This is a genomic window from Amycolatopsis sp. NPDC088138, assembly GCF_044741685.1.
GTDB lineage: Bacteria > Actinomycetota > Actinomycetes > Mycobacteriales > Pseudonocardiaceae > Amycolatopsis.
Genome location: NZ_JBIUTB010000001.1, coordinates 745899 through 768263 on the forward strand (window position 1 = coordinate 745899; position 22365 = coordinate 768263).

At 70.8% G+C, this 22365-nt stretch carries 19 protein-coding genes; 17 read left to right on the forward strand and 2 right to left on the reverse strand.

Annotated features, from left to right (window positions below; genetic code table 11):
- Position 1: 1 nt before the first annotated feature.
- Positions 2 to 1147, reverse strand: a complete 1146-nt coding sequence (gene sucC / locus ACIOD2_RS03505; protein WP_400533813.1) for an ADP-forming succinate--CoA ligase subunit beta — start codon at positions 1145 to 1147, stop codon at positions 2 to 4.
- Positions 1148 to 1408: 261 nt separating this feature from the next.
- On the opposite strand from sucC, the gene ACIOD2_RS03510 reads away from it, so the two are divergent.
- The 4 genes from ACIOD2_RS03510 (at position 1409) to ACIOD2_RS03525 (ending at position 7989) form a co-directional block, all read left to right on the forward strand.
- Entirely contained in the window at positions 1409 to 3139 is a 1731-nt protein-coding gene (locus ACIOD2_RS03510; protein ID WP_400533816.1) for a thiamine pyrophosphate-binding protein, read from the forward strand.
- Between the two features lie 11 nt (positions 3140 to 3150).
- Positions 3151 to 4380, forward strand: a complete 1230-nt coding sequence (gene frc, locus ACIOD2_RS03515) for a formyl-CoA transferase (RefSeq protein ID WP_400533819.1) — start codon at positions 3151 to 3153, stop codon at positions 4378 to 4380.
- Positions 4381 to 6507: an acetate--CoA ligase family protein gene (locus tag ACIOD2_RS03520; RefSeq protein ID WP_400533822.1), complete on the forward strand. Its 2127-nt coding sequence runs from the start codon at positions 4381 to 4383 to the stop codon at positions 6505 to 6507.
- A 102-nt stretch (positions 6508 to 6609) separates the two neighbouring features.
- Positions 6610 to 7989 carry an OFA family MFS transporter gene (locus ACIOD2_RS03525; RefSeq protein WP_400533825.1) on the forward strand — a complete coding sequence of 460 codons (1380 nt, stop codon included), beginning with the start codon at positions 6610 to 6612 and terminating at the stop codon, positions 7987 to 7989.
- A 32-nt stretch (positions 7990 to 8021) separates the two neighbouring features.
- Here the strand turns inward: ACIOD2_RS03525 and ACIOD2_RS03530 are convergent, their stop codons facing one another.
- The gene (locus ACIOD2_RS03530; RefSeq protein ID WP_400533828.1) at positions 8022 to 8759 is read right to left on the reverse strand and encodes a GntR family transcriptional regulator; all 738 of its coding nucleotides are present in this window, start codon (positions 8757 to 8759) and stop codon (positions 8022 to 8024) included.
- 260 nt (positions 8760 to 9019) lie between these two features.
- Here ACIOD2_RS03530 and ACIOD2_RS03535 point away from each other — a divergent pair, with 260 nt between their 5' ends.
- From ACIOD2_RS03535 to ACIOD2_RS03595, 13 genes are all read left to right on the forward strand, one after another.
- Positions 9020 to 10009, forward strand: coding sequence for a 2-dehydropantoate 2-reductase (locus tag ACIOD2_RS03535; RefSeq protein WP_400533831.1), 990 nt, complete (start codon positions 9020 to 9022; stop codon positions 10007 to 10009).
- Positions 10006 to 10524, forward strand: coding sequence for an NAD(P)H-dependent oxidoreductase subunit E (locus ACIOD2_RS03540; RefSeq protein ID WP_400533833.1), 519 nt, complete (start codon positions 10006 to 10008; stop codon positions 10522 to 10524). Before ACIOD2_RS03535 ends, ACIOD2_RS03540 begins: the two co-directional genes overlap by 4 nt.
- A gap of 108 nt (positions 10525 to 10632) precedes the next feature.
- Complete coding sequence (locus ACIOD2_RS03545) at positions 10633 to 11451, forward strand: hydroxypyruvate isomerase family protein (protein ID WP_400533836.1); 819 nt, start codon at positions 10633 to 10635, stop codon at positions 11449 to 11451.
- Positions 11448 to 12335, forward strand: coding sequence for a 2-hydroxy-3-oxopropionate reductase (locus tag ACIOD2_RS03550; protein ID WP_400533839.1), 888 nt, complete (start codon positions 11448 to 11450; stop codon positions 12333 to 12335). Before ACIOD2_RS03545 ends, ACIOD2_RS03550 begins: the two co-directional genes overlap by 4 nt.
- A gap of 1 nt (position 12336) precedes the next feature.
- The gene (gene gcl, locus ACIOD2_RS03555) at positions 12337 to 14028 is read left to right on the forward strand and encodes a glyoxylate carboligase (protein ID WP_400533842.1); all 1692 of its coding nucleotides are present in this window, start codon (positions 12337 to 12339) and stop codon (positions 14026 to 14028) included.
- 205 nt (positions 14029 to 14233) lie between these two features.
- A complete protein-coding gene (locus ACIOD2_RS03560; protein ID WP_400533845.1) occupies positions 14234 to 15103 on the forward strand; it encodes an FAD binding domain-containing protein in 870 nt (289 codons plus the stop codon).
- Positions 15094 to 15564, forward strand: coding sequence for a (2Fe-2S)-binding protein (locus tag ACIOD2_RS03565; protein WP_323327814.1), 471 nt, complete (start codon positions 15094 to 15096; stop codon positions 15562 to 15564). Before ACIOD2_RS03560 ends, ACIOD2_RS03565 begins: the two co-directional genes overlap by 10 nt.
- Positions 15561 to 17864, forward strand: coding sequence for a xanthine dehydrogenase subunit D (pucD, locus tag ACIOD2_RS03570; RefSeq protein WP_400533848.1), 2304 nt, complete (start codon positions 15561 to 15563; stop codon positions 17862 to 17864). Before ACIOD2_RS03565 ends, pucD begins: the two co-directional genes overlap by 4 nt.
- 1 nt (position 17865) lies before the next feature.
- Positions 17866 to 18348 (forward strand): nucleoside deaminase, encoded by a 483-nt coding sequence (locus tag ACIOD2_RS03575; RefSeq protein WP_400533851.1) that lies wholly within the window; start codon positions 17866 to 17868, stop codon positions 18346 to 18348.
- A 125-nt stretch (positions 18349 to 18473) separates the two neighbouring features.
- A complete protein-coding gene (locus ACIOD2_RS03580; RefSeq protein ID WP_400533853.1) occupies positions 18474 to 19925 on the forward strand; it encodes an NCS2 family permease in 1452 nt (483 codons plus the stop codon).
- A gap of 9 nt (positions 19926 to 19934) precedes the next feature.
- A complete protein-coding gene (locus ACIOD2_RS03585; RefSeq protein WP_400533856.1) occupies positions 19935 to 20312 on the forward strand; it encodes a gamma-glutamylcyclotransferase in 378 nt (125 codons plus the stop codon).
- Entirely contained in the window at positions 20309 to 21409 is a 1101-nt protein-coding gene (locus ACIOD2_RS03590; protein ID WP_400533859.1) for a glycerate kinase, read from the forward strand. The genes ACIOD2_RS03585 and ACIOD2_RS03590 overlap by 4 nt, the downstream gene beginning before the upstream one ends.
- Before the next feature lie 35 nt (positions 21410 to 21444).
- The gene (locus tag ACIOD2_RS03595) at positions 21445 to 22143 is read left to right on the forward strand and encodes a TetR/AcrR family transcriptional regulator (protein ID WP_400533861.1); all 699 of its coding nucleotides are present in this window, start codon (positions 21445 to 21447) and stop codon (positions 22141 to 22143) included.
- Positions 22144 to 22365 lie beyond the last annotated feature (222 nt).

Here is a 22365-nt window from a genome sequence, read left to right on the forward strand (position 1 = left end):
TTCAGACCTCCGCGATCGCGAGCTTCGCCGCTTCGCGGGCGGCGTCGTCCATGGTGGCCACCACGGTGACCAGCGGGTGGGCGGCTTGTTCGAGGATCCGCCTGCCCTCGGCCACGTTGTTGCCGTCGAGCCGCACGACCAGCGGTTTCGTGGCCCGGTCGCCGAGGACCTCCAGCGAGCGCACGATCCCGGTCGCCACCGCGTCGCAGGCGGTGATGCCGCCGAAGACGTTGACGAACACGCTGCGCACCTGGGGATCGCCGAGGATCACGCTCAGTCCGGCGACCATCACCTCGGCCGAGGCGCCGCCGCCGATGTCGAGGAAGTTCGCCGGGCCGCGCGCGCCGGCCTCGGCGGCGGCCGCCGCGACGACGTCCAATGTGGACATGACGAGCCCGGCGCCGTTGCCGATCACGCCGATGTCACCGTCGAGCTTGACGTAGTTGAGGCCTTTTTCCCGGGCCGCCCGCTCGAGCGGGTCGCCGTCGTGGGGGTCGTCGAACGACGCCGAGCGGCGGAAGTCCGCGTTGTCGTCGAGGGTAATCTTGCCGTCGAGGGCGACGATCCCGGTCGCCGTGCGAGCCAGGGGATTGACCTCGACCAGCGTGGCGTCCTCGGCGACGAAGACGTCCCACAGCTTCCGGACGACTTCCGCGGCTTCGTCCCTTACCTCGGGCGGAAAGGCCGCGGCGACGGCGACGGCGTCCACTCCGTGCAGGGGGTTCACCGGAACCCGTAGCAGCGCCTCGGGTTTCGTCGCGGCCACTTCTTCGATCTCCATGCCGCCTTCGGTCGACGCCATGGCCAGGAACGTGCGGCCGGCGCGGTCGAGCAGGAACGAGACGTAGTACTCCTCGGCGATCTCGCTCGCCTCGGTGACGAGCACCCGGTGCACGGTGTGCCCCTTGATGTCCATGCCGAGGATGTCGTCGGCGGCCTGCTCGGCGTCGTCGGCCGTGCGCACGACGCGGACCCCACCCGCCTTGCCGCGGCCGCCGGTCTTCACCTGGGCCTTGACCACCACCGGCCCGCCGAGCGACACGGCGGCGGCACGGGCGGCGGCGGGATCGGCGGCGACGCGGCCGCGGGGGACCGGCACGCCGTGTTTCTCGAAGAGATCTCGGGCTTCGTGTTCGAAGAGGTCCATGCGGGGGCGTCCTTTCCGCGGCGCTGCAGGGCAAGGAGGTCCGCCGTGTCCGGGCAGGCGATCGCGCCCCTGGGGGCTGGGGAAAAACCCTGCGGATGGGCCTGGACACGGGCTGCTAGAAGGGTGACTATATGCCTACCCCATACGGTATGCAATCTACAGTCTGCCGCGAAGAGGCCGCTGACCTCGACGGACAGGGGAGCGGCGACGAGCGACAGCCCGGGCCAGAGAGACCCGGCGTGGACCAGAGGAGTCGAGCGAATGACAACCACAGGCACCACCGCGGGGGGCAGCACCCAGGCGACGAACGGCGCCGAACCGGCGCCGGCGGAGATCTCGGGCGGGCACCTGGTGGCCAAGGCCCTCAAGGCCGAAGGCGTCGACACCATCTTCACGCTCTGCGGCGGCCACATCATCGATATCTACGACGGCTGCGTCGACGAGGGCATCAAGGTCATCGACGTCCGGCACGAGCAGGTCGCCGCCCACGCGGCCGACGGCTACGCGCGGATCACCGGCAAGCCCGGCTGCGCGGTCGTCACCGCCGGTCCCGGCACGACCGACGCGGTCACCGGTGTCGCCAACGCCCTGCGCGCGGAGAGCCCGATGCTGCTCATCGGCGGCCAGGGCGCGCTCACCCAGCACAAGATGGGGTCCCTGCAGGACCTCCCGCACGTGGACATGATGACGCCGATCACCAAGTTCGCCGCGACCGTGCCGCACACCGCCCGCGTCGCCGACCTGGTGTCGATGGCGTTCCGCGAGGCCTACGCCGGTGCGCCCGGGCCGTCGTTCCTGGAGATCCCGCGCGACGTCCTCGACGCGCGGGTCCCGCTGTCCCAGGCGCGCATCCCGGAATCCGGCCGCTACCGTGCGTCCACGCGCAACGCGGGCGACCCCGCCGACATCGAGAAGCTCGCGGACCTGCTGGTACACGCCAAGAAGCCGGCGATCCTGCTCGGCAGCCAGGTCTGGACGACCCGCGCGACCGAACCGGCCGTGGACCTCGTGCGCACGCTGAACATCCCGGCGTACATGAACGGCGCCGGCCGCGGCACGCTGCCGCCGGGCGACCCGCACCACTTCCAGCTCTCTCGGCGGTACGCCTTCGACAACGCGGACGTCATCGTCATCGTCGGCACCCCGTTCGACTTCCGGATGGGGTACGGCAAGCGGCTGTCGCCGGACGCCACCGTCGTCCAGATCGACCTGGACTACCGGACCGTCGGGAAGAACCGGGACATCGACCTCGGCATCGTCGGCGACGCCGGCCAGGTGCTGGCCGCGGTCGCCGAGGCCGCGTCGGGCCGCAACGACAACGGCTCGGTCGGGCGCAAGGTCTGGCTCGAAGAGCTGCAGGCCGTGGAGGAGAAGGCGAAGCAGAAGCGGTTGCCGCTGCAGCACTCCGACGCGACGCCGATCCACCCGTACCGGCTGGTGCACGAGATCAACGAGTTCCTCACCGAGGACTCGATCTACATCGGCGACGGCGGCGACATCGTCACCTTCTCCGGCCAGGTCGTCCAGCCCAAGTCGCCCGGCCACTGGATGGACCCCGGTCCACTCGGGACACTCGGCGTCGGCATCCCGTTCGTGCTGGCCGCCAAGCACGCCCGGCCCGACAAGGAGGTCGTCGCCCTCTTCGGCGACGGCGCGTTCAGCCTCACCGGCTGGGACTTCGAGACGCTCGTGCGGTTCGACCTGCCGTTCGTCGGGATCGTCGGCAACAACTCGTCGATGAACCAGATCCGCTACGGCCAGGCCGCGAAGTACGGCCTCCCGCGCGAGCGCGTCGGCAACACGCTCGGCGACGTCCGCTACGACGAGTTCGCCCGGATGCTCGGCGGGTACGGCGAGGAGGTCCGCGACCCGGCCGACATCGCGCCGGCGCTGCAGCGGGCCCGCGAGTCGGGCAAGCCGTCGCTGATCAACGTCTGGGTCGACCCGGACGTGTACGCCCCCGGAACCATGAACCAGACCATGTACAAGTGAGCGGAGACAAGATGGGTAAGGCACTGGAGGGCGTCCGTGTCCTCGACATGACGCACGTGCAGTCCGGTCCGTCGTCCACGCAGCTGCTCGCCTGGCTCGGCGCGGACGTGATCAAGCTGGAGACCCCCGGCCGGGGCGACATCACGCGCGGGCAGCTGCGTGATCTGCCCGGAGTGGACAGTCTCTACTTCACGATGCTGAACGCCAACAAGCGCAGCATCACCCTCAACATGAAGAGCGACGAGGGCAAGGAAGTCTTCGAAAGGCTCGTGTCCGGAGTGGACGTCCTGGTCGAGAACTTCGGCCCGGGTGTCGTCGACCGGTTCGGCTACCCGTGGGAGAAGCTGGCCGCGCTCAACCCGCGGCTGATCTACGCCTCCATCAAGGGGTTCGGCCCCGGCCGCTACGCCGACTTCAAGGCCTACGAGGTGATCGCGCAGGCGATGGGCGGCGCGATGAGCACCACCGGCTTCGAGGACGGCCCGCCGACCGCGACCGGCGCGCAGATCGGCGACTCCGGCACCGGCATCCACCTGGTGGCCGCCATCCTCGCCGCGCTGTACCAGCGCACGGGCACCGGCCGCGGCCAGCGCGTCCAGGTCGCCATGCAGGACGCCGTGCTCAACCTGTGCCGGGTCAAGCTGCGCGACCAGCAGCGGCTGGCGCACGGGCCGCTCGGCGAGTACCCGAACGACCACTTCGGCGAGGAGGTGCCGCGCTCGGGCAACGCGTCCGGCGGCGGCCAGCCGGGCTGGGCGGTGAAGTGCGCGCCGGGCGGCCCGAACGACTACATCTACGTCATCATCCAGCCGGTCGGCTGGGCCCCGCTCACGAAGCTGCTCGGCAAACCCGAGCTGGCCGACGACCCGGCCTGGTCCACCCCGGAGGTCCGGCTGTCCAAACTGGACAAGGTGTTCGCGCTGGTCGAGGAGTGGACCGAGACGCACACCAAGTGGGAGGTGATGGAGGCGCTCAACGCCTACAGCATCCCCTGCGGCCCCATCCTGTCGACGCAGGAGCTGATCGAGGACGAGACCCTCGCCGCGCTCGGCTCGGTCGTCGAGGTCGCGCACCCGGAGCGCGGCAGCTTCAAGACCGTCGGCTGCCCGCTCAAGCTGTCCGACTCGCCCGTCGAGATCGAACGCTCGCCGCTGCTGAGCGAGCACACCGACGAGGTGCTCGGCGAGCTGGGCTACGGCGAAGCCGAGCTGGAGAAGCTCCGTTCGGCCGGGGTGATCTGAGTGGCGGATCACGCGGCGGTCGAGAAGATCCTCGCCCAGGCGGCGGCCGAAGGCCGGTCTTCACTGACCGCGCCCGAGGGACGTGCGGTGTGCGAGGCGTACGGCATCCCGACGCCGGCCGAGCGGCTCGCGGCCACGGCCGAGGAAGCCGTGACCCAGGCCCTGGAGATCGGGCTGCCGGTGGTGCTCAAGATCGTCTCGCCGGACATCCTGCACAAGACCGAGGCCGGCGGGGTGCTCGTCGGGCTCACCGATCCCGAGGCGGTGTCGGCGGGCTTCACGAAGATCGTCGAAAACGCCAAGGCGTACAACGCCGACGCCGAGATCCTCGGCGTCCAGGTGCAGCGGATGCTCACCGAGGGCCAGGAGGTGATCATCGGGTCGGTCACCGACCCGACGTTCGGCAAGATCGTCGCGTTCGGCCTCGGCGGCGTGCTCGTCGAAGTCCTCAAGGACGTCACGTTCCGGCTCGCGCCGACGAGCACCGAGGAAGCGCTCTCCATGCTCGACGGCATCCAGGCCGCGGAGATCCTGCGCGGCGTCCGCGGCGCCGAACCGGTCGACCGGGACGCGCTGGCCGGGGTGATCCACGGGCTCGGGGAGCTGGTCACCGACTTCCCGCAGCTGTCCGAAGTGGACCTCAACCCGGTGCTCGCGACGCCGTCCGGCGCCACCGCCGTCGACGTCCGGATCCTGATCGACCCGGACGCGGCGAAGGAGCCGGTGCGGTTCACCCAGGAGGAGATCCTCGCGTCGATGACGCGGATCATGAGGCCGTCGTCGATCGCGGTGATCGGGGCGTCCGCCGAGGCCGGGAAGATCGGCAACTCGGTGATGAAGAACCTGGTCAACGGCGGGTACGCGGGGGAGATCCACCCGATCAACCCCAAGGCCGCCGAGATCCTCGACCGCAAGGCCTACGCGAGCATCACCGACGTCCCGGGCGACGTCGACGTCGCGGTCTTCGCCATCCCGGCGAAGTTCGTCCCCGCGGCACTGGAGGAGGCGGGCGCGAAGGGCGTCGCCGGCGCGATCCTCATCCCGTCCGGCTTCGGCGAGACCGGCAACATCGCGCTGCAGGACGAGGTCGTCGCGATCGCGCGCAAGCACGGCGTGCGCGTCCTCGGGCCGAACATCTACGGCTACTACTACACGCCGGTGAACCTGTCGGCGACCTTCTGCACGCCCTACGACGTCAAAGGAGGCGTGGCGCTCTCGTCGCAGAGCGGCGGCATCGGGATGGCGATCCTCGGGTTCAGCCGCTCGGCGAAGATGGGCGTGTCCTCGATCGTCGGCGTAGGGAACAAGGCCGACATCGACGAGGACGACCTGCTCACCTTCTTCGAGCAGGACGAGCACACCGAGCTCATCGCCATGCACCTCGAAGACCTCAAGGACGGCCGGACGTTCGCGGAGACGGCGAAACGGGTGTCCCGGCGCAAGCCGATCGTCGTGCTCAAGGCGGGCCGGACGTCGCAGGGTGCCAAGGCGGCGAGCTCCCACACCGGCGCGCTGGCCGGGAACGACAAGGTGTACGACGACATCCTGCGCCAGAGCGGCGTGATCCGGGCGCCCGGGCTGAACGACATGCTCGAGTACGCCAGGGGCATCCCGCTGCTGCCGACGCCGAAGGGCGAGAACGTCGTCATCATCACCGGCGCCGGCGGGTCGGGTGTGCTGCTCTCGGACGCCTGCGTCGACAACGGCCTGAGCCTGATGGAGATCCCGCCCGATCTCGACACGGCGTTCCGCAAGTTCATCCCGCCGTTCGGCGCGGCGGGCAACCCGGTGGACATCACCGGCGGCGAGCCGCCCTCGACCTACCGCAACACGATCGCGCTGGGCCTCGAGGACGACCGCATCCACGCCCTGATCCTGGGCTACTGGCACACCATCGTCACCCCGCCCATGGTGTTCGCCGAGCTGGTTTCCGAGGTCGTCGCCGAGTACCGCGCGAAGGGCATCCACAAGCCCGTCGTCGCGTCGCTCTCGGGTGACGTCGAGGTCGAGGAAGCCAGCGACTACCTCTACCAGCACGGGGTCGTGGCCTACCCGTACACGACCGAGAAACCAGTCGCGGTGCTCGGCGCGAAGTACCGCTGGGCGCGGGCGGCCGGACTGCTTTGAAGTACCTCCACAGGGGCTGTTCCACCGACGAGGAAAGGACGAAGATCCACCGCACGACGGCAACAGAGGGACACGAGTCAACGGTGACGAAAGAGAACTCTTATGACCGCAGCGACGTACCAGGAGATCGTTGACGAGAACGGACGGGTATATCGGGTAGGCGAAACGCCGCAGGACATCATGGGGCGTTCGCGAAGCTGGATGGTGTGGCTGCCCTGGATCGCCATGATGGCGGTCAGTGTCTTCGAATACGGCTGGGGCGCCGTCGAAGGCACGCTGGAAGAGAAGTACGGCTGGTCGCTCAGCGACGCGTTCTGGCTGGCCAGCATCTGGGCCGTGTTCCAGGCCGGGGTCGCGTTCCCGGCGGGCCGGCTGCGCGAGAAGAACATCATGTCGGCGAAGACGGCCATGCTGGCCGGGGCGGTGTGCAGCGGCATCGGCTACTTCACCATCTCGCACAGCGGCAACCTGGCCGTGGCCTTCATCGGGTACGCCGTGCTCGGCGGGACCGGGGCCGGGCTGGTGTACGCGACCTGCATCAACATGGTCGGCAAGTGGTACCCCGAGAAACGGGGTGCGAGGACGGGCTTCGTCAACGGCGGGTTCGCCTACGGCGCCGTCCCGTTCATCTACGTGTTCGCCGCGTTCCTGACACCGACGAACTACACGGTGATCCTCGACATCATCGGCGTCTACATGCTGCTGGTCGTCGGGGTCTGCGGGTTCCTGTTCAAGGACCCGCCGAAGAGCTGGTGGCCGAAGGAGGTCGACCCGAAGAACTGGGCCGCGAACCGGCGGACCAAGAGCGGCGGGTTGGCCAAGAACCCGCCCGCGGTGAAGCAGTTCTCCCCGATGGAGGCGATCCGGACCGGCATGCTCCCGCTGATGTGGGTGTGCCTGGTGATCATCGGCGGCGTTTCGCTGTTCGGCATCAACTTCCAGGTGCCCTTCGCCAAGGAAAGCGGTTTCGGGGCGTTCGTCGCGGCGTCGTCGGCCGGCGTGCTGTCGATCGTCAACGGCACCGGGCGCGCGGTCGTCGGCTGGGTCTCGGACCGGATCGGCCGCCGGCAGACGCTCACCATCGTGCTCGTGATCGCGGGTGGCGCGCAGTTCGGCGTGATGTACGCCGGCAACACGCACAACCTGTTCCTGTTCATGGTGTTCGCGTTCCTGACCGGGTTCGGCGGCGGCGCGTTCTACCCGCTGTTCGCGGCGCTCGTGCCGGACTACTTCGGCGAGAACAACAACGCGTCGAACTACGGCCTGGTCTACAGCGCGAAACTGATCGGTGGCGTCGGCGGTGGTGGCCTCGCCGCGGGGGTCATCAGCGCGTGGGGCTACACCGGCGCGTACATCCTCGCCGGGTGCATCGCGCTGCTTTCCGCGGTGCTGACGCTGTTCCTGCGCCAGCCCGGCCGGCCACGCAACCAGCTCGCCGAAACCGAGCTGGTTGCGCGACCTTCCGCCGCTACCGGCGGCTGATCCGGGTATCTCGCGCCCCGGCCCTGGGGAAATCAGTGCCGGGGCGCGTCCGGACGTTCGTGGTAGGCCTGGCGGGTCTTTTCGGTGTGCCGGCTCATGATCTGCTCGGCGGCGTCGGCGTCCTGGTCGGAGATGGCGTGGATCAGCTCGTCGTGCTCGTTCCACGCGTCGTGGCCGCGGGGTCGGGCGATCGGCGTGTAGTACCAGCGCACCCGCCGGTCGACCAGGCCGATCAGCTCCGCCAGGACGGCGTTGCCGGACAGCTGCGTGATGAACGCGTGCAGGGCGGCGTTCGCGGCGACGAGCCCTTCGGTGTCTTCGTCGGCGAGCGCCTTGACGCCGGTGTTCTGCAGTTCCCACAGGCGTTTGACGTCGGCCGCGGTGGCCCGGCCGGCGGCGAGCTTCGCGGAGTGCGTCTCCAGCACGCTGCGGACGCTCAGCAGCTGGTCGGCCTCCTCGTCGGTGGGCAGGTGCACGAACGCGCCCTGCGCGGGCCGGAGGTCGACCCAGCCCTCGCTCTGCAGGCGCTGCAGGGCTTCGCGGACCGGCTGGCGGCTGACGCCCAGGTACTCGGCCAGGTCGGCCTCGACGAGGTGCTGCCCGGGTTCGAGGGTGCGGTTGATGATCAGCTCGGCGAGGGCCTCGTAGACGACCTGGCGCAGCGGCGCCGGCCGCTCGACGCGCTTGCCGGCGGTCGAGCTGAGCGAGCCCTTGGCCGTGCGCCGGCCGGTCGGGCCACGGTCGGGGAGCGGGGAAGCGGGCTGGCTCACGGGACACCTCGAGACGGAGTGGAGCGCGACTGTCGAGCTTCAGGATACAGGTTTTGGTATGCAAAATCCCGGCGGCTCACCCTCGTGTGGGCGGTTGCTCCCGATGCGGATCAACGACTACCAGGCGAAATGGCCCTGAGTGTCGGATTTATCACTCCTCGCTGCGCCGCCTGGGTGGCGTCGCCGGGGGGCGCTGGTCTCGAGTGTGGATTCAGGATACTGTATGCAATCACGTGCTCGACCGAAGTGAGAGGCACATCATGAAGGTGGCTGTTCTCGGGGCCGGGGCGATCGGCGCCTACGTCGGGGCCGCGCTGCACCGCGGCGGGACCGAGGTGCACCTGGTCGCCCGCCGGGCCCACCTGAGCGCGATGCGCGAGCACGGCGTCCGCGTGCTGAGCCCGCGTGGCGACTTCACCGCGCACCCGCACGTCACGGACGACCCCGCCGAGATCGGCGAGGTCGATTTCGTGTTCCTCGGCCTGAAAGCCAACTCCTACGCCACGTCCGGCCCGCTCCTCGCGCCGCTGCTGGGCCCGGAGACGGCGGTCGTCGCCGCTCAGAACGGCATCCCGTGGTGGTACTTCCACGGCCTGGCCGGACATCCGCTGGAGGGCCGCCGCGTCGAGACGGTCGATCCCGGCGGCGCGGTGACCGCCGTGCTGGCGCTGCGCCGTGCGATCGGCTGCGTCGTCTACTGCTCGACGGTGATCGAGGAGCCCGGCGTGATCCGGCACCTGGAAGGAACCCGGTTCTCCCTCGGCGAGCCGGACGGCCGGATTTCCGCGCGCTGCGAGGACTTGAGCGCGGCGATGGTCGCCGGTGGACTGAAAGCGCCGGTGGAACCCGAGCTGCGCAACGACATCTGGGTCAAGCTGATGGGCAACGTCGCCTTCAACCCGCTCTCGGCCCTGACCCGGGCGACGATGGCGCAGATGTGCGAGCACGACGACACCCGCGCGCTCGTCGCCACGATGATGACCGAGGCCCTCGCCATCGCCCGCGCGGCGGGCAGCGACCCGCAGGTCTCGGTCGAGAAGCGCATCGACGGCGCCTGGCGCGTGGGCCACCACAAGACGTCGATGCTGCAGGACCTCGAAGCCGGCAAGCCCCTGGAGATCGACGCGATCATCGGCGCGGTCGTCGAGCTGGCGGAGCTGACCGGCGTCGCGGCCCCCGCACTGCGCCACGTCCACGCCGCCATCGGCCTGCTCGACCGCACGGTGAACACCCCGGTCCCGGTCGGATGACGCTCGAGTTCCCCGACGTCCGGCAGGCGCGCGAGGAACGCGAGGTGATCGGCCGGTTCGCCGGGCGTGACCACCTGCTGCCCGTCCTGCACGCGGTCCACGACCGGATCGGCTGGATCAGCCCGGACGCGCTGGGCCTCATCGCCTCGACGCTGGGCGTGCCGCCGGCCGAGGTGGCGGAGCTCGCCCGCTCGCATCCGCGGTTCTCGCTGGAGGAGCGTCCGGGACGGCAGCTGCGCGTGTGCACCGGCGAGGCCTGCCGGGACGCCGGGGCGGACACCGTGTGCGACGTCCTCACCGAGCACGTCGGCGCCGCGGGGAAGGCGGTCGCCGGGGTCATGTGGCTGCGCGGCCCGTGCCTCGGCGCCTGCGACCGAGCCCCCGCGGCGCTGGCGTTCCAGGCCGGCGACCCGGCCGTGGCCGAACTGCTCGCCCCGGCGACCGGCGCGTCGGCGGTGCTGAGCACCCGGCGCCCGCTGGCTCCCGGATCCGGTGTGGACGGTCTCCAGGCGTAACGCGCGCCGCGATCGAGGGTGGATGGCCACCCGTTGACCTCAGCGCAGGTCGCGGGCTATTCTCGATATGCGAAAGAAAGATTCCGGATAGCGAAATTTGAGGTCGCGATGCCTGAAGAGGCTCACACCCTGCCGTACGTCGCCAACCTGTCGATCCTGTTCAAGGAGGTACCGCTGCTCGAGCGGGCGGGGGCGGCGCGCGCGGCGGGCTTCACCGACGTCGAGTACTGGTGGCCGTTCGACGTGGCGGTCCCGGCGCGCGACGACGTCGACGCCTTCGTCGCCTCCCTCGAGCACGCCGGGGTGGCGCTGCGCGGGCTGAACTTCTACGCCGGGGACATGGCGGCGGGGGAGCGGGGCCTGGTCTCGTGGATCGGCCGCGAGGCCGAGTTCGCCGACAGCCTCGTCGTCGCGCTCGGCATCGCCGAACGCACCGGCTGCCGCAGCTTCAACGCGCTCTACGGCAACCGGCTCGACGGCGAGGAACCCGCCAAGCAGGACGACCTGGCGCTGGTCAACCTCGCGAACGCGGCCGAAGCCGCGGCGAAGATCGGCGCGCAGCTGGTCCTGGAACCGCTCTCCGGCGCGGACCGCTACCCGCTCAAGACCGCCGCGGACGCCGTGGCCGTGCTCGACGACCTCGGGCGCGGCAACGTGCGATTGCTGGCCGACCTGTACCACCTGGCAGTCAACGGCGACGACCTGGACGCCCTGGCGACGACGCACCTTTCCCGGATCGGGCACGTGCAGATCGCCGACGCGCCCGGGCGCCACCAGCCCGGCACCGGGACCGTCGACCTCGACGGGCATCTCGCGAAGCTGCAAAAGGCGGGCTACGACGGGTTCGTCGGGATCGAGTACGTCCCGGAACCCGACACCCTCACCTCGCTGGACTGGCTGCCGATCACCCGAAGGGGACGAGCATGAAACTGGGATTCATCGGACTGGGCGTGATGGGCGCGCCGATGGCCGCGCACCTGGTCGCGGCCGGGCACGACGTCAGCGGCTTCGACGTCCACACCGCGGCCGGCGAGAAGCTGCAGGCCGCCGGTGGGCGCGCCGCCGCCGACGTGGCCGACGCCGTGGCCGGGGCGGAGGTCGTGATCACGATGCTGCCCAACCACCCGCAGGTGGAGGCGGTCGCGCTCGGCGAGGGCGGGGTCCTCGCCAATGCCGCGCCCGGCACGCTGCTGATCGACATGAGCACCATCCGGCCCGAGACGTCGATCGAGGTCGCGAACCTCGCACGGGACAAGAAGATCCGAGTCCTCGACGCGCCGGTGTCCGGTGGGCAGGCCGGCGCCGAACAGGCCGCGCTGTCCATCATGGTCGGTGGCTCAGAAGAAGACTTCGAAGCAGCGAAACCGCTGTTCGAGGTGCTCGGCAAGACCATCGTGCACGTCGGCCCGCACGGCGCCGGCCAGGTCGTGAAGGCCGCCAACCAGCTCGTGGTGGGCGGGATCTACGGCCTCGTCGCCGAGGCGATCGTGCTGCTGGAAGCGTCCGGAGTGGACGCCGCGACGGGTCTCGACGTGCTCGCCGGCGGCCTGGCCGGCAGCCGGATCCTCGAGCTCAAGCGCCGGTCCATGGTGGACCGCCAGTTCGCGCCCGGGTTCCGGATCGACCTGCACCACAAGGACATGGGGATCGCGCTGGCCGCCGCGCGGCAGGCCGACGTCGCGCTCCCGCTGACGGGCCTGGTCGCCCAGCTCGTCGCCGCCGGCCGTGCCATGGGGTACGGCTCCTTGGACCACTCGGCCTTGCTGAAGGTCGCCGAACAGTTGTCGGGCCGCGTCCCGGCGGAGGTGTGACATGCCCCGGATCCCCGTCATGCAGGCGGTCGTCGACGTCCTGGAGAGCGAAGGCGTCGACACCGTCTTCGGCTGCCCCGGCGCCGCGATCCTCCCGCTGTATAACGCCCTGCAAGGCCGCGCGATCGAGCACCTGATCGTCCGCCACGAAGAAGGCGCGACGCACATGGCCGACGGCTGGGCCAGGACGAACGGCAACGTCGGCGTCGCGATCGGCACGTCCGGCCCGGCCGGCACGAACATGATCACCGGTCTCTACACCGCGCAGGCGGACTCGATCCCGATCATCTGCATCACCGGGCAGGCCGCGTCGGACAAGCTGCACACCGAGGCGTTCCAGGCGGTCGACATCGTCGAGATCGCCAAGCCGGTGACGAAGTGGGCGGTGCAGGTCAAGGAAGCCGCGCAGCTGCCGTGGATCTTCCGCGAGGCGTTCCGCATCGCCCGCTCGGGCCGCCCGGGCCCGGTGCTCATCGACCTGCCGATCGACGTCCAGAAGCAGGAGATCGAGTGGGACTCCTCGATCGACTCGGCGCTGCCGGTCCCGACCATCAGCCCGGCGCCCGCGCGCGTCGAGCGGGCCCTCGACCTGCTGCTGGCGGCCGAGCGCCCGCTGATCCTGGCCGGCGGCGGGGTCGTGCTCGGTGAGGCGAGCGAGCAGCTGCGGGCCGCGGCCGAGCGGCTCGACGTCCCGGTGCAGGTGACGCTCATGGGCAAGGGGAGCTTCCCCGAGGACCACGAGCTGTTCGCCGGGATGGCCGGCATCCAGACGTCGCAGCGGTACGCCAACGCCGCCTTCCTCGAGGCCGACCTGGTCCTGGCGCTGGGCGCCCGGTTCGGCGACCGGCACACCGGCGAGCTGTCGGTCTACCGCGGGGACCGGAAGTTCATCCACGTCGACATCGAGCCGACCCAGCTGGGCAAGGTGTTCGGCCCGGACCTCGGGATCGTCTCGGACACCGGCGAGTTCCTCGACGCGCTCTTGAAGGCGCTGGACCACCGCTCGCCGGAGCCGAGGCGCGAATGGGTCGGGCGGATCGCGGAGCTGAAGGAAGCGCTTCCCCGGCGCGAGGACTTCGACACCCTGCCGATCAAGGCGCCCCGGGTGTTCAAGGAGATCAACGAAACCTTCGGCGAGGACACGTACTTCGTCACCGCAATCGGGCTCTACCAGATCTGGTCGGGCCAGTTCCAGAAGGCGCACAAGCCCCGCCACTACCAGGTCTGCGGCCAGGCCGGCCCGCTCGGCTGGGAGATCCCGGCCGCGATCGGCGTCAAGAAGGCGCGGCCGGAGGCCGAGGTCGTCGGCGTGGTCGGTGACTACTCGTTCCAGTTCCTGGTCGAGGAGCTGGCCGTCGCCGCGCAGTACGACGTCGGGTTCGTCCTGATCATGCTCAACAACGAGTACCTCGGCCTGATCCGCCAGGCCGAGACCGGGTACGACATGAACTTCGAGGTCGACATCCACTACGACGCGATCGGCACGGACAACGTGAAGATCATGGAGGCCTACGGCTGCTCGGGCACCCGCGTGCACGAGCCCGGCGAGATCCGGACGTCGCTGGAGTGGGCGCGCAAGGAGGCCGAGCGGACCAGCCGCCCGGTCCTGGTGGAGATCATGATCGAACGCGAGGGCAACGCCGCGATGGGCGCCGCCCTCGACTCGGTCCGCGAGTTCGAACCGGCGGGCTGAGCAGGCAAGACACCCGCGTGACCCCGGCCGCCGTGCGAGGACCCCGACCTCGCACGGCGGCTTTTCCGCGTCCGCGCGAAGGCGCTTGTCGGAAAGTACAAACGCGGGCCCGAAATTCACCCCTCTTTCAGGGGTTTTGCCGTGGTCCCGGCCACAGCCGAGCGTGTGTACTTCTTCACGAAGCACCCCCGAAAGGACGTCCACAGTGGAATTCCTCCGACCCGCCTCGCTGGCCGACGCGCTCGCCGCGAAGGCCGCGAACCCCGGCGCGGTCCCCCTCGCCGGCGGTACGGACGTGATGGTCGAGATCAACTTCGACCACCGCCGTCCCGAAGCGCTGCTCGACCTCGGCCGCGTGGCCGAGCTGCACGAGCACGGCACCGACGGCGGCCGGATCCGGATCGGGGCCGCCGTGCCCTACACCCGGATCATCACCGAACTGGGCGCGAAGCTGCCCGGCCTCGCGATGGCTTCGCGGACCGTCGGGTCCCCGCAGATCCGCAACCGCGGTTCCGTGGGCGGCAATCTGGGCGCGGCTTCGCCGGCGGGCGACTCGCACCCGGCGTTGCTCGCGGCCGACGCGGAGGTCGAAATCGCGTCGGTGCGCGGTACCCGGATCGTCGCGGCGAAGGACTTCTACGTAGGGGTCAAGAAGAACGTCCTGGAGCCGGACGAGCTCATCACGGGCGTGCTGCTGGCCCCGGCCACCGGGCCCCAGCAGTTCAGCAAGATCGGCACCCGCAACGCGATGGTCATCGCGGTCGCCGCCTTCGGGCTGGCGCTGCACCCCGCCGAAAAGCGGGTCGGCACCGGTGTCGGCTCGGCCGCGCCGACACCCCGGCGGGCCCTCGAAGCCGAGGAGTTCCTGGCCGGCGAGCTGGACTGGGACGCTCCGAAGGCCCTCAACGACTCCGTCAAACGCCGCTTCGGCGACCTGGTCGCGTCGGCCGCCGCGCCGATCGACGACGTCCGGGGGAGCGCCGCCTACCGCCGGCACGCGCTGAGCGTGATGGCCCGGCGGACGCTGACCTGGGCCTGGGGCGAATACTGCGAAGGGAGCGCGAAGTGCGCGTGAACGTCACCGTCAACGGCGAACCCCGCCGGGCGGACAACGTCTGGGAAGGCGAAAGCCTGCTCTACGTGCTGCGCGAGCGGCTCGGCCTGCCGGGCTCGAAGAACGCCTGCGAGCAGGGCGAATGCGGCTCGTGCACGGTCTACGTCGACGGCGTCCCCGCCTGCGCCTGCCTGGTCGCGGCCGGGCAGGCCGAGGGCCGCGACGTCGTCACGGTCGAAGGGCTCGCCGAGGGCGACGCGCTCGACCCGGTCCAGGAGTCCTTTGTGGAGCAGGGTGCCGTCCAGTGCGGCTTCTGCACCCCGGGCCTCCTGGTCGCCGCGCACGACCTGATCGAGCGCGTCCCGGACCCCAGCGACGTCGAGATCCGCGAGGCGCTGGCCGGGAACCTCTGCCGCTGCACCGGGTACGAGAAGATCCTGGACGCCGTCCGCGACGCCGCCGCGAAGAAGGCGCTGCGATGAGCGCCCCGGCCCGCTCCCCGCAGGAGCTGCACGACACGATCGCCGGCGGCATCGGCGAAAGCCCGCTGCGCCCGGACGGCACGCTCAAGGTCCGCGGCGAGTTCGCCTACTCCTCGGACCTGTGGCACGAGGACATGCTGTGGGGCGCCACCCTGCGCAGCCCGCACCCGCACGCCCGGATCGTCCGCCTCGACGTCTCCCGCGCGCTGGCCCAGCCGGGCGTGCACGCGGTGCTCACGCACGAGGACGTCCCCGGTGAGAACGTCTACGGCCTCAAGTACCAGGACACCCCGGCCCTGGCCGGTGACCTGGTCCGGTTCCAGGGTGAGCCGGTGGCGATCCTCGCCGCGGACCACCCGGAGATCGCGCGGCAGGCGCTCAAGGAGATCGTCGTCGAGTACGACGTCCTCGAGCCCATCACCGACCCCGAGCGCGCCGCCCACGACGACACGCTCCCGAAGCTGCACCCCGGCGGGAACCTGGTCCGCCACCAGCGGATCGTCAAGGGCGACCCGGCCGCCACCGCCGACGTCGTGGTGTCCGGCGTCTACGAGATCGGCATGCAGGACCAGGCGTTCCTCGGCCCGGAGTCGGGCCTCGCGGTGCCGGCCGAGGACGGCGGTGTCGACCTCTACCTCGCCACCCAGTGGCTGCACGTCGACCAGCGCCAGACGGCCAAGGCCCTCGGCCTGCCCCTGGAGAAGGTCCGGTTGACGCTGTCCGGGGTCGGCGGCGCGTTCGGCGGCCGCGAGGACCTGTCGATGCAGATCCACTCGTGCATGCTCGCGCTGCGCACCGGGCGCCCGGTGAAGATGAGCTACAACCGCCTGGAGTCGTTCTTCGGGCACGTCCACCGCCACCCCGCGAAGATGTACTACGAGCACGGCGCCACTCGCGAGGGGAAGCTCGTCTACGTCAAGGCGAAGATGTACTTCGACGGCGGCGCGTACGCGTCCAAGACCCCGGTCGTGGTCGGCAACGGCACCACGCTGAGCGTCGGCCCGTACGACGTGCCGAACGCGCACGTCGAGGGCTGGGGCGTCTACACCAACAACCCGACCTGCGGCGCGATGCGCGGGCTCGGCGCGGTGCAGCCGACCTACGCCTACGAGTCCCAAATGGACAAACTCGCCGCCGCGCTCGGCCTGGACCCGGCGGAACTGCGGATCCGCAACGCGCTGAGCGAAGGGTCCACTGTGGTCACCGGCCAGGTGGTCGACTTCCCGGCGCCGGTGGCCGAGCTGGTGCAGCGCCTACGGGACCTCCCGCTGCCGCCGGAGCCCACGGGCGAGCGCGACATCCGCGACCTGCCCGGCGGCGCGTCCAACACCACCCACGGCGAAGGTGTCGTCCGGGGCGTCGGCTACGGCGTCACGATCAAGAACATCTCCTACGCCGAGGGCCTCGACGACTACTCGACCGCCCGCGTCCGCCTGGAGGTGATCGGCGGCGAGCCGGTGGCCATGGTGCACACCGCGGCCGCCGAGGTCGGGCAGGGCCTGGTGACGCTGCAGCAGCAGATCGCCCGCACCGAACTGGGCCTGACGCGCGTGAGCGTGCACCCGGCCGACACGAGCGTCGGCGACGCGGGCTCCAGCTCGGCGTCACGCCAGACCTACGTCACCGGCGGCGCGGTCCGCAACGCCTGCCGCGCGGTCGCCGACGCGGTGTACGGCCTGGCCGCGCTGCGCCTCGGCCGCCCGGCCGACGGCCTGACCCTGGCCGGCGGCAAGATCGTCGCCGCCGACGGCGAGGTCCTCACCGACCTCGCCGACCTGCTCGGCGACACCGCCGTCGAGGAGACCCGCGAGTTCCACCACCGCAAGACCTACCCGCTCGACCCGGAGACCGGCCAGGGTGACGCCCACGTGCAGTACGGCTTCTCCGCCCACCGCGCGGTCGTCGACGTCGACCTGGACCTCGGCCTGGTCAAGGTGGTGCAGCTCGACTGCGCCCAGGACGTCGGCAAGGCGATGAACCCCGACGCCGTGATCGCCCAGATCCAGGGCGGCTCGGCCCAGGGACTCGGGCTCGCCGTGATGGAGGAGATCCAGGTCGTCGACGGGAAGGTGCGCAACCCGTCCTTCACCGACTACCTGATCCCGACCATCCTCGACATGCCGCCGATGCGCGTCGACGTCCTCGAACGCCCCGACCCGCACGCGCCCTACGGCGTCCGCGGCGTCGGCGAACCGCCCACGATCTCCGCCACCCCGGCGATCGCCAACGCCATCCGCGCGGCCACCGGCCTCGAGCTGCCGCGCGTCCCCATCCGCCCCGAACACATCACTGGAGTCTGAGATGACCACGTCGATTTCCGCCGAGACCGAATGGCTCGGCGAGGCCATCCGCATCGCGGAGACCAACGTCGCGAACGGCGGCGGCCCCTTCGGCGCGCTGATCGTGAAGGACGGCGAGATCGTCTCCACCGGCGTCAACCGCGTCACCGCGAACCTCGACCCGACCGCGCACGCCGAAGTCGTCGCCATCCGCGAGGCCTGCCAGGCGCTGGGCGTCTTCAAGCTGGACGGCTGCGTGCTCGTCTCGAGCTGCGAGCCGTGCCCGATGTGCCTGTCCTCGGCGCTGTGGGCGCGCGTCGACAAGGTCCTCTTCGCCGCCGACCGCGACGACGCGGCCAAGGCCGGCTTCGACGACCGCGTGTTCTACGAGCTCTTCGACCGTCCCCGCGACACCTGGACGGTTCCCGTCACGCGACTGTCCGCAAAGGACGGTTTCGCGCCGTTCGCGGCCTGGCTCGACAAGAGCGACCGCACCGACTACTGAACCCGCCGCTTACTGACCCACAAGGCCAGCTGACCGGAGCATTCCCCAACAGATCGTCCCGCTCGCCCAGGCACGGTGTTGTGCCTTGGCCTGGCCGAGCACACCCACCGGCAAGGGCAGGACGCATGACTCAGGTAGAAACCCAGGACCCCGTACGCGACGAAGTACCCGAACCCCCGGGCCGCAGGACGCTGCTCGACCGGCTCTTCGAGATCCGGGCCCGGCAGAGCACGATCGGCCGCGAAGTCCGCGGCGGTCTCACGACGTTCGTCGCGATGGCGTACATCGTGCTGCTCAACCCGCTCATCCTCGGCGCCGCCACCGACATCACCGGCGCCCGCCTCTCGGCCTCGCAGGTCACGACGGCGACCGCGCTGGCCGCCGCGGTGATGACCATCCTCATGGGACTGGTCGGCAACGCGCCGCTCGCGCTGGCCGCCGGCCTCGGCATCAACGGCATCGTCGCGTTCCAGATGGCACCGACGATGACCTGGCCGCAGGCGTTCGGGCTGGTCGTGCTCGAAGGCGTGTGCATCGTGCTGATGGCCGTCAGCGGCGTTCGCGAGCGGATCATGAACGCCATCCCGCGGCCGCTCAAGACCGCGATCACCGTCGGCATCGGGCTCTACATCGCGCTGGTCGGCCTGGTCAGCGCCGGATTCGTCACCCGGGTGCCGGACGCGGCGGAAACGACGGTCCCGGTGCGCCTCGGCGCGAGCGGGCACCTGCACGGCTGGCCGATCGTCGTGTTCTGCTTCGGCCTGCTGCTGATGATCGTGCTGATGGCCCGCAAGGTCCCGGGCGCGGTGCTGATCAGCATCGGCGTGGCGACGGTGTTCGCCGTCGTGCTGCACGAGGGGTTCGGGGTCGGCGGCTGGGGCCTCACCTCCCCGGCCCTGCCCGACCACGTCGTCGCCGCGCCGGACTTCGGGCTCTTCGGCCACATCGACCTGTTCGGCGGGTTCGCCTCGGCGGGGGCGCTCGCGGCCACGGTGTTCCTGTTCACGCTCGTGCTGTCCGGGTTCTTCGACGCGATGGGCACGATCACCAGCGTCTCCGACGAGGCCGGGCTGTCGAAGAACGGCAAGGTCCCGCGGATGGGCCGGATCCTGCTGGTCGACGGCGCGGGCGCGATCGCCGGCGGCGTCACCGGTTCGTCGCCGAACACGGTCTTCCTGGAGTCCGCGGCCGGCGTCGGGGAGGGCGCCCGGACCGGCCTCGCGAGTGTCGTCACCGGACTGCTCTTCGCCGGGACCCTGCTGTTCACGCCGCTGGCGGGGGTCGTCCCGGCCCAGGCCGCGGCGCCCGCGCTGGTCGTCATCGGCGGCATGATGGTCGCCCAGTGCCGCAACATCCCCTGGCACGACCCGGACTACACGATCCCGGTGTTCCTGACCGCCGCCCTGATCCCGTTCACCTACTCGATCACCAACGGCGTCGGCGCGGGCCTGATCGCGTTCGTGCTGATCAAGATCGGCCGCGGCAAGTGGCGCGAAGCCGGCTGGCTGCTTTCGCTGCTGGCGCTGGTGTTCGCGGTGTACTTCGCCGTCGACGGCGTCGAAGCCCTCTTCCGTTAGGAGTTCCCGGTGGCCTTGATGTTCTTCAACGGTGGCGCCATGCGTGGCGAGCCCCTGCACCACCTGCTCGAAGGCTCGCCCTTCGTGACGAGCGCGAGGACCGCGCCGAAGTACCGGTTCTACGCCGTCGGCGAGCAGTGCCCGGCGCTGTACCCGGTGTCGCACGGCGGCGCGGAGGTGACCGGCGAGGTGTACGACGTCTCGCTGGACGCGTTGCGGGACAAGGTCCTCCCGTCCGAACCGCACGAGCTGGAGCTGGGCGTGGTGGAGCTGGCCGACGGCAGCTCGGCGTTCGCGATGCTGCTGCGGCGGCCCTACACCTCGCACGTCGCCCTGCGGGACATCACCGAGATCGGCGACTGGCGCGCCTACAAGGCGAGCGCGTGAGGGTGCTCGTCGCGCCGGACAAGTTCAAGGGGTCGCTGACCGCGGCCGAGGTGGCGTCGGCGGTGGCCCAGGGCCTCGCCGACGTCCACCCCGGACTCGCGGTGCAGTGCCTCCCGGTGGCCGACGGCGGTGACGGCACGGTCGACGCGGCCGTCGCCGCCGGGTTCCGCCGGGTGCGGGTGCCGGCACGCGGGCCGACCGGATGGCCGCTGACCGCGTGTTACGCGGTCCGCGGCGACACCGCCGTCGTCGAGCTGGCCGAGGCGTCCGGGCTGCACCGGCTGCCCGGCGCGCCGGCGCCGCTCGACGCCACCAGCGCGGGCACCGGCGACGCCATCGCGGCCGCCCTGCACGCGGGCTGCCGCCGGATCGTGCTCGGCGTGGGCGGCAGCGCCTGCACCGACGGCGGCGCCGGGATGCTCGCGGTGCTGGGCGCCCGGCTCTTGGACGGCGCGGGCCGTGAGCTGCCGCCCGGCGGCGCGGCCCTGGCCCGGCTCGCCGCCCTCGACCTGTCCGATCTGGACCCGCGGCTGTCCGAAGTGGACATCGAGCTGGCGAGTGACGTCGACAACCCGCTGTACGGCCTGAATGGTGCCGCGTTCGTCTACGGCCCCCAGAAAGGGGCTACGGCCGACGACGTCGAAGTGCTCGACGAGGCGTTGCGGCACTGGGCGTCGTTTGCCGGACCCGAGTTCGCCGAACGGCCGGGCGCGGGCGCGGCCGGGGGAGTGGGCTTCGCCGCGATGGCGGTGCTCGGCGCCCGGATGCGGCCCGGCATCGCGCTCCTGCTGGAACTGCTCGGCTTCGACGACGCACTGAGCGGGGTCTCGCTGGTCGTCACCGGCGAGGGGTCACTGGACCGGCAGACGCTGTCGGGCAAGGCCCCGGCGGGCGTCGCCCGTGCGGCGGCGGACAAGGGCATTCCGTGCGCCGCCGTCGCGGGCCGCTCCCAGCTGTCCGCCGAGGAGCTCGCGGGCGCGGGCATTTCGGCCGCGTACGCGCTGACGGACCTCGAACCCGACCCGGCGCGCTGCATGGCCGACGCGGCGCCGCTCCTGCGCCGCCTCGCGCACCGGGTCGCGGTCGACCTGCTCTGAACACTTGTTATCCGGATTTTGTTATCATCGTAACCATGGTGGCGAAGACGGCTGCGGACACCCGCGAGCGGATCCTCGAGGCAGCGGCGGCTCTGCTGGTCGCGGAGGGCCGCGACGGCCTGTCGACCCGCGCGGTGAGCGCCGCGGCGGGCGTCCAGCCCCCGGCGCTGTACCGGCTGTTCGGCGACAAGGACGGGCTTCTCGACGCGGTCGCCGCGTACGGCTTCGACGAGTACCTGACGAGCAAGCGCGAGCTGGGCTCGACCGGCGACGCGGTCGAGGACCTGCGGCGCGGCTGGGACCTCCACATCGAGTTCGGCTTGTCCCGCCCGGAGTTCTACGTCCTGATGTACGGCGACGCCCGCCCGGGCCGCACCTCTCCGGCAGCGCGCGAGGCGGAGGCGATGCTGCACGGCATCGTCGCGCGCGTCGCGGAAGCGGGACGTCTGCGGGTGAGTGTCGAACGTGCGGCGAAGCTGGTCCACGCGACCGGCATGGGTGTGGTGCTGACCCAGATCGCGACGCTTCCCGAAGAGCGCGACGCCGAGCTGTCGGTGACGGCCCGGGAGACGGTCCTGGCCCGGATCCTGACCGAGACGACAGCGCCGTCGGGCGCCGACGACCTCCCGGGCCGGGCCATCGCCCTGCGAGCCGGCCTGGCCGGGGCGACGGCGCTGACCGGCGCCGAGCGGGTGCTGATGGCGGAGTGGCTGGACCGCATCGCCGACGCCTGACGGCCGCTGAATCATCGTGTCGTCCTCCCAATCACACGTGTCGACCCTCCAGACACGCGTGTCGGCGCTCTGATCACGAGTAATCCGGCGAACCTCGTGATGGGAACGCCGACACGCGTGATTGGGAAGCCGACACGCGTGATTGAGGGGACGACACGGCGTTCGGATGGCTTGGGCTGGATCGGTTCAGAACGATCGGACATTGCCTGTCATCCCCCCCGT

What these genes read in the sequence shown, in the direction of transcription:
- ACIOD2_RS03575 (WP_400533851.1), top strand. Translation starts at nt 17,866, where the DNA reads ATGACCACGTCGATTTCCGCCGAGACCGAATGGCTCGGCGAGGCCATC.
- ACIOD2_RS03580 (WP_400533853.1), top strand. Translation starts at nt 18,474, where the DNA reads ATGACTCAGGTAGAAACCCAGGACCCCGTACGCGACGAAGTACCCGAA.
- ACIOD2_RS03510 (WP_400533816.1), top strand. Translation starts at nt 1,409, where the DNA reads ATGACAACCACAGGCACCACCGCGGGGGGCAGCACCCAGGCGACGAAC.
- sucC (WP_400533813.1), bottom strand. Translation starts at nt 1,147, where the DNA reads ATGGACCTCTTCGAACACGAAGCCCGAGATCTCTTCGAGAAACACGGC.
- ACIOD2_RS03525 (WP_400533825.1), top strand. Translation starts at nt 6,610, where the DNA reads ATGACCGCAGCGACGTACCAGGAGATCGTTGACGAGAACGGACGGGTA.
- gcl (WP_400533842.1), top strand. Translation starts at nt 12,337, where the DNA reads ATGCCCCGGATCCCCGTCATGCAGGCGGTCGTCGACGTCCTGGAGAGC.
- ACIOD2_RS03545 (WP_400533836.1), top strand. Translation starts at nt 10,633, where the DNA reads ATGCCTGAAGAGGCTCACACCCTGCCGTACGTCGCCAACCTGTCGATC.
- pucD (WP_400533848.1), top strand. Translation starts at nt 15,561, where the DNA reads ATGAGCGCCCCGGCCCGCTCCCCGCAGGAGCTGCACGACACGATCGCC.
- ACIOD2_RS03550 (WP_400533839.1), top strand. Translation starts at nt 11,448, where the DNA reads ATGAAACTGGGATTCATCGGACTGGGCGTGATGGGCGCGCCGATGGCC.
- frc (WP_400533819.1), top strand. Translation starts at nt 3,151, where the DNA reads ATGGGTAAGGCACTGGAGGGCGTCCGTGTCCTCGACATGACGCACGTG.
- ACIOD2_RS03595 (WP_400533861.1), top strand. Translation starts at nt 21,445, where the DNA reads ATGGTGGCGAAGACGGCTGCGGACACCCGCGAGCGGATCCTCGAGGCA.
- ACIOD2_RS03535 (WP_400533831.1), top strand. Translation starts at nt 9,020, where the DNA reads ATGAAGGTGGCTGTTCTCGGGGCCGGGGCGATCGGCGCCTACGTCGGG.
- ACIOD2_RS03540 (WP_400533833.1), top strand. Translation starts at nt 10,006, where the DNA reads ATGACGCTCGAGTTCCCCGACGTCCGGCAGGCGCGCGAGGAACGCGAG.